This window comes from Streptomyces sp. KLMMK (assembly GCF_036961605.1).
GTDB lineage: Bacteria > Actinomycetota > Actinomycetes > Streptomycetales > Streptomycetaceae > Streptomyces > Streptomyces telluris.
The window spans coordinates 1-5597 of the sequence record NZ_JBAMDC010000410.1 but is presented as its reverse complement, the minus strand read 5'-3'; the positions used below and the strand labels follow the sequence as shown (position 1 = coordinate 5597).

Annotated in this window: 4 protein-coding genes and 1 pseudogene; 3 read left to right on the top strand and 2 right to left on the bottom strand. The window is 61.9% G+C overall.

The window, feature by feature from the left end:
* Positions 1–479, bottom strand: a pseudogene (locus V7793_RS32390) (hypothetical protein); the annotation flags it as partial.
* 175 nt (positions 480–654) lie between these two features.
* On the opposite strand from V7793_RS32390, the gene V7793_RS32385 reads away from it, so the two are divergent.
* Entirely contained in the window at positions 655–936 is a 282-nt protein-coding gene (locus V7793_RS32385; protein WP_336013275.1) for a hypothetical protein, read from the top strand.
* On the opposite strand, the gene V7793_RS32380 is transcribed toward V7793_RS32385, so the two are convergent.
* The gene (locus V7793_RS32380) at positions 901–1359 is read right to left on the bottom strand and encodes a reverse transcriptase N-terminal domain-containing protein (protein WP_336013274.1); all 459 of its coding nucleotides are present in this window, start codon (positions 1357–1359) and stop codon (positions 901–903) included. The genes V7793_RS32385 and V7793_RS32380 overlap by 36 nt on opposite strands.
* 617 nt (positions 1360–1976) lie before the next feature.
* Here V7793_RS32380 and V7793_RS38305 point away from each other — a divergent pair.
* Together V7793_RS38305 and V7793_RS32365 are read left to right on the top strand one after the other, a co-directional pair.
* Positions 1977–3068, top strand: a complete 1092-nt coding sequence (locus V7793_RS38305) for a transposase (protein WP_443058040.1) — start codon at positions 1977–1979, stop codon at positions 3066–3068.
* Between the two features lie 671 nt (positions 3069–3739).
* Positions 3740–5446, top strand: a complete 1707-nt coding sequence (locus tag V7793_RS32365; protein ID WP_336013273.1) for a phosphatidylinositol-specific phospholipase C domain-containing protein — start codon at positions 3740–3742, stop codon at positions 5444–5446.
* Positions 5447–5597: the final 151 nt, after the last annotated feature.

Sequence of the window (5597 nt, the reverse complement as noted above, 5' to 3'; positions counted from 1 at the left end):
CCGCCGCCACGACCGTCGACGGCGTGGTCGCCTGCCTGCTGCTGACCACCCTCACCCACGACCAGATCACCCTCGCCTTGGACGCCGCCGAACAGGTCGTCCAGCGCCACAGCCGTGCCCACCGAGCCGCCCAGCTCGCCCTCGAGCGCGCCCGTTACGAGGCCAACCGCGCCGAGCGGGCCTTCAGCCAGGTCGAACCGGAGAACCGGCTGGTCGCCCGCACCCTCGAGGACCGATGGGAGAAGAAGCTCGCCGCCCTGGCCGAGGCCGAGACCCAGCTCGTCCACGTCCGTCAGGCCCGCCCGCCGCTGCCCGGCCGCGCCGAGATCGAGGCCCTCGCCACCGACCTGCCCCGCCTCTGGGACGCCCCGACCACCAGCGCGAAAGACCGCAAACGCCTCCTGCGAGCGGTGATCAGCGACGTGATCCTGCTGCCCGACGACGAATTCGGCGACGTCCGCATCGCGGTGCGCTGGCACACCGGCGCCACTGACCTGATCACCACCCCACGCAGCGGGCCACCCCGCACCCCACCCAAAGCCCTCGCCCTGGCCCGCCGCCTCGGCCCCATCCTCAACGACCAGGACCTCGCCGACACCCTCAACCGGTACGGCCCACCGCACCGGCAAAGGCCGCCCCTACGACGCCAAGGCAGTGCGCTGGGTCCGCCACGCCTACAAGATCCACGCTCCCCGCACCCGCTGCCTGCGAGACGGCGAGCTCTCCGTCAAACAGGTCGCCGCCCGCCTCGGCGTCGATCCCGGCGCCGTCTACTACTGGCTCGCCCACGGGCTCACACCAGGGCGCAAAGACCCCTCGGGACGCTGGTGCATCCCCTGGACGCCCGAAACCCAGGCCGACTACCGCCGGCAGATCACCGGATCGGCCCACCTCAAGCCCTCAACCCCACTCATGCCTGCAGGAGACGCAGTATGAAACGTCCATCGGAATGCCGAGAGGGCGCTGTTTCCCGTTGGCTTTTGGGATGTACACCCGGCGTGCTGGCTTCGGCTTCCAGGGTGTGACCTCAGTGTGTATTTCGGCCGCAAGCGCTAGCCGCTTACACGGTGTAAGCGCGATTTCCCCGTCTACTCCCGCCGTGCGCCGGCCCTGACTCTGCTGGGTCACCCGCCTGGTCGATACCAGTGTGTTCGAGTAAGACCGAAGCATGAGTTTTTGCAGATTGTGCACCTGCTTCTTGTCGCCACGTTCCGAAGCCACGAAGATTCGCTGCCTCAGCCGCTTCACGTCCGCCTCATGCCTAGCCCAGTCGATCCGGTGCCAATTAGCGTCGTCTTCCGGTCCATTCACCGTGGCGGCAGCGAAGGATACCGCGGCCAGAGCCGAGTCACTCTTCATCTGCATCCTCGACGTCTAACTTGCCCGAAAGTTCCAAGCGACCTTGCATAGCTGCACTTCGTAGGTTCACCTGACCCACGTCAGCTCCCTTGCGGAGGCAATGCTGGACGAAGACTCCAGCCTGCCTATCCGGCGGCTTATAGCACCCATGGCCGGAGGTGCCAATCCGGGTGGTTTTCACCTGGTCTTTCGACCTACCGGCGTTTGCTTCTTGGGTCATCCTGTCCCACTGCGGAGTTGAGCCTCACTTGCGAGTGGCCTTCCGGCTTTCCAAAGGCCGGGCCGCAGCCGAGGTTTCCACGTTCCGCACACACAACGTACGACCGGGGTGGGCGCCCCCTCTCCTCCGCTGGCGACGGTGTCCTCACGAGCGTTCACGGCCACGCCCGCCGTCCGGTCAACCAGGCCCGAGGGCCCTCCTGACCTGCCAGTATTCCTCCCTGCCCGCACAGCAGTTGGAGGTTTCACTTCACGGAGTGTTACCAGGGGTTCACGCGCGTTCGCCCGTCCGGTCTTTCCCTTGCCCGTAACCCCTGGAGCGCGGAGGGTCCTTTGGCTTTGCCTTGAGCTCTGCACCTCGTCATTACTGGCGACGCACATCAAGGAGGGAACGGTCTGTGAACACGAGACCGAATGTCGCAAATTCCTCCGTCTGCTTCATCAGTTGTTGTGTGCGACCTCGTGTCGCACCCGTGGTCGTGAGTTTGGTGCATCAGGGCGTCCTGCGGGACGCGTTCGCGGAAGCGTCACACTTCCGGTCGGAGCTGTTCGCGTGTCTGACCGCGCGGGGCGACGCGTTGTTTGAGCTGTGCGACGCGCTGTTGTGTACGGACGGGCCTGTGCGGACGCTGGTTGACCTGGCGCTCGCTCCCGAACACCGCCGCGGCCACGGAGCGCTCTACGGCGGGCTCAACCAAGGGCGGATCGATGTTGCCCGGCTTCGCTGGGCCCTGGCAGGGGTGCCGCTGCCGCGGGCGGCGGACGGCCGGCTGGTACTGGCCGTGGACGTCTCGCCATGGCTGCGGCCGGACGCTGACACCTGTGCCGACCGGTCCTTCTGCCACACCTTCGGCCGCGGCGAGGGCAAGCACCAGATGGTCCCGGGCTGGCCGTACTCGATCGTGGCCGCGCTGGAGACCGGTCGCACCTCTTGGACCGCGGTGCTGGACACAGTCCGCCTGGAGCCCGGCACGGACGTCGCCGCGGTGACCACGGTCCAGATCCGCGAAGTCATCGAGCGGCTCATCACCGCCGGCCAGTGGCAGGAGGGTGATCCTGAGGTCTTGGTGGTGCTGGACAAGGGATCTCGGCCGGGCACGGGCCGCAGCGGCCTCAAGCGCATGTACGGGCGGCTCGTCGCCCTACGTGTCCGTCCCGCCGGCCGCAAGTCCCGCCAGGCCGCCCGCGGTCCGGAACTGCCCGCGTGCTGGCTGCTGGCCGAATGGCCCGCCGCCGAGCCGGATCCGGTCCAGTTCTGGCTCTCCAACCTCCCCGCGGACACCCCGCTCACCACCCTCGTGCGGCTCGCGAAGCTCCGCTGGCGGATCGAGCACGACTACCGCGAGATGAAACAAGCCCTGGGACTCGCCCACTTCGAGGGCCGCACCTGGAACGGCTGGCACCATCACCTCACCCTCATCTCCGCCGCCCACGCCTTCTGCACCCTCCAACGCCTGGCCCGCGCCCCAAAAGAAACGGCGCCGGTCTGACCCTCTACCGGATCGTCCGCGAACTGCAAACCCTCCTCGCCACCTGGACCGGCGCCTGCCCCACCTGCCACCGCGACATACCCACGCTCATACCAACCTGACCAAGCCCTACTAGACCCCGACCGGGTCTCCTTCACCGAAAACCTGCGCAGCGTGCCTGTCACGCCGGGCAGCTTTCCCCCTGACCTCCTGGGTCAGAGGCTTGGTGATGCTCGAGCAGGACCTCCTGGAACGACTCCTGACCGCCAGACGCCTGCGCAGCCAGCCCCGCGTCGTCAAACGCAAGATGTCCAACTACCAGCTCAAGCGAGCTGAACACCATGACTGGCCGTAACCCACCCACACTGGCAACCAATCCATCCTCATCACGATACCCCAACCCGCAAGCCCGTAACGCAACAGCATTGCGTCTAAGCCGTTGTTAGCCCAGTTGCAGTTGCGTGGAGAGCATACCTGTTGTGTATTGGAGAAATGATCCGGAGCTTGAGGAGTACCCCTGCCGGCGACAACACCTACTGGGGTTCTCCCGTGCCCGACTGATGCCTTACATGCCCAGGCCAAGAGGGGGGTGCCTTGCGGTGCAGGTAGCAACCCAGCATCCGCACCTTTGGAGGCCTGCAAAATCGACAGATGAAATAATTTAAGTAGATACCATCACTAAGGAGTGCCACGTGGCATACTCGAAGGACGTCTACCTCTGCATATCTAAGAGCCAATGCGTCTCTAGCATAGGCAAGGATGGAACGGTTCAGTATTCTAGTGCAGGGATGAAATTTACCGCCGTCGGAGATGGCGGTCTTGAGTTTCAGCTCAAGTTTCCGAACGGAGATTTCCTGGCTCTCCAAAGTGCAGCGAAACCCTATTGCGTGCATCCAAGCAGTGAGCCGTCGAAGTATCCCTTTAGTGTATGCACGGGTGACGGTAGTAGCCTTGCAGTCTTTGGCGGCATTGATACGATCATGGACGACAATGGAAGACTACTGATGAGCAATTCAGGGAAATTCGTTCACTTGCAGGCCTCCCCGGGAGGGGGAGAATGGGAACCGCCCGGTCAATCAGATCACACCCAATATCTATGCTTCGACTGGAACACCTGCTTGGTGCAGGCTGCAGATGGCAAATGGGACGTGAAGGGAACTGGTGACGGTTTTTCGAGGCACGCCCTAGATGCATCAAATTTCACCCTGAAGTCGGTTAATGCATCAAAATATCTGATGTACGACAAGGAGGGTAAGCTTGCAAACCTGATCCGCCCGGGAGATTCTCGAGGGGTATTTACCGAATACAGCTCAGGGCATAAAATACTGGTCGGGATTGACTCTAAAGGCGACTTCTCAAGGGTTAACTATGACTTCAATAGTCGAACACTGGAGCTTATTGGAGGCGGCGAACCCCTGATTACGAGTGTTAGACTTTGCGATGACCCCTCCGGGCACGACCTATTTTCGCCGCGTTGGGAAGATCCGGGCAAGTGGATGTCTAACCTGCCGGACAGTGCACGTCTTCAGGACCTGACCATCCCGGGTACCCATGAATCTGGATCACTTGAATCCAAGAATACGAGGTATGACTATTGGCAGTGTCAGGACAAGGACATCCCCTGGCAGCTGAACAACGGAGTCCGATACCTCGACCTCCGTGCCAGCGGCAGCAACCTGAGGATTGTTCATGGTTCGAAGGCGGATCATGGAGTCAAGGAAATGCCGGACACTTTCGGTAGCATTCTCGGGCAGATTAAGAGCTTCCTGAGTGGGCACCCCACTGAGACAGTGCTGGTGCGCATGAGACGCGAAAACAACGATATCACTGATGGTCAGTTCGTCTCGACGTTCAATAGCATTGTGGCGCAATGCAATGCCAGCGGCCTTCTCTACCAGAAGAATGAAATCCCGAAGATCTCCGAGGTGCGAGGCAAGATCGTCATTCTTAGCGACGTGGGAGGGCTTGACGGCATTAGGTGGCCCGGTGGAGGCTCCGGCACCAGATCGAACGACAAGATGATTGTCCAGGACTTCTACGACGATCTGACTATCAACGCAAAGTTCGATCATGTGAGCACATTCGCCAAGCGGGCAAACCAGCAGAGTGAGAAGACTCAGCTCTACGTCAACCATCTTAGCGCAAATGCTAGTAGTCACGACGGCCACCTCAGCGCCTTGTCTCCGCTGAACTATGCCAACGGCTGGGGAGACGATGTCACTACGAAGATGGAGCACGGCATGCTCTATCGGACTAACCACGCGATTTCCGATTGGAATAATAGCTTCGGTAAGGCGAGCCTGGGCATCTTCGCCATGGATTACCCAGGATATAGCGGAGAGTCCGGACCTGCTCTTATTCGAGGTTTGATCAATTGGAACCGGCGCCTCTTCGGCTGAATATCAGCTTCAGAATCCCTCCGCCTTGATGATTCCTGATCCAGCTGTGAGGGCGACGGGCGGTGAGGGTCCGTGGCATCTCATCGTCGTGATGCGCCACCAGCCCTCCTGGAGGTTGAGCCAGCAGGCTCCGACAGGGATGAAGACGTGG

Bases quoted from the DNA above. Each gene is read 5' to 3' on its own strand.
- V7793_RS32380 (WP_336013274.1), bottom strand. From the start codon at position 1,359: ATGAAGAGTGACTCGGCTCTGGCCGCGGTATCCTTCGCTGCCGCCACG.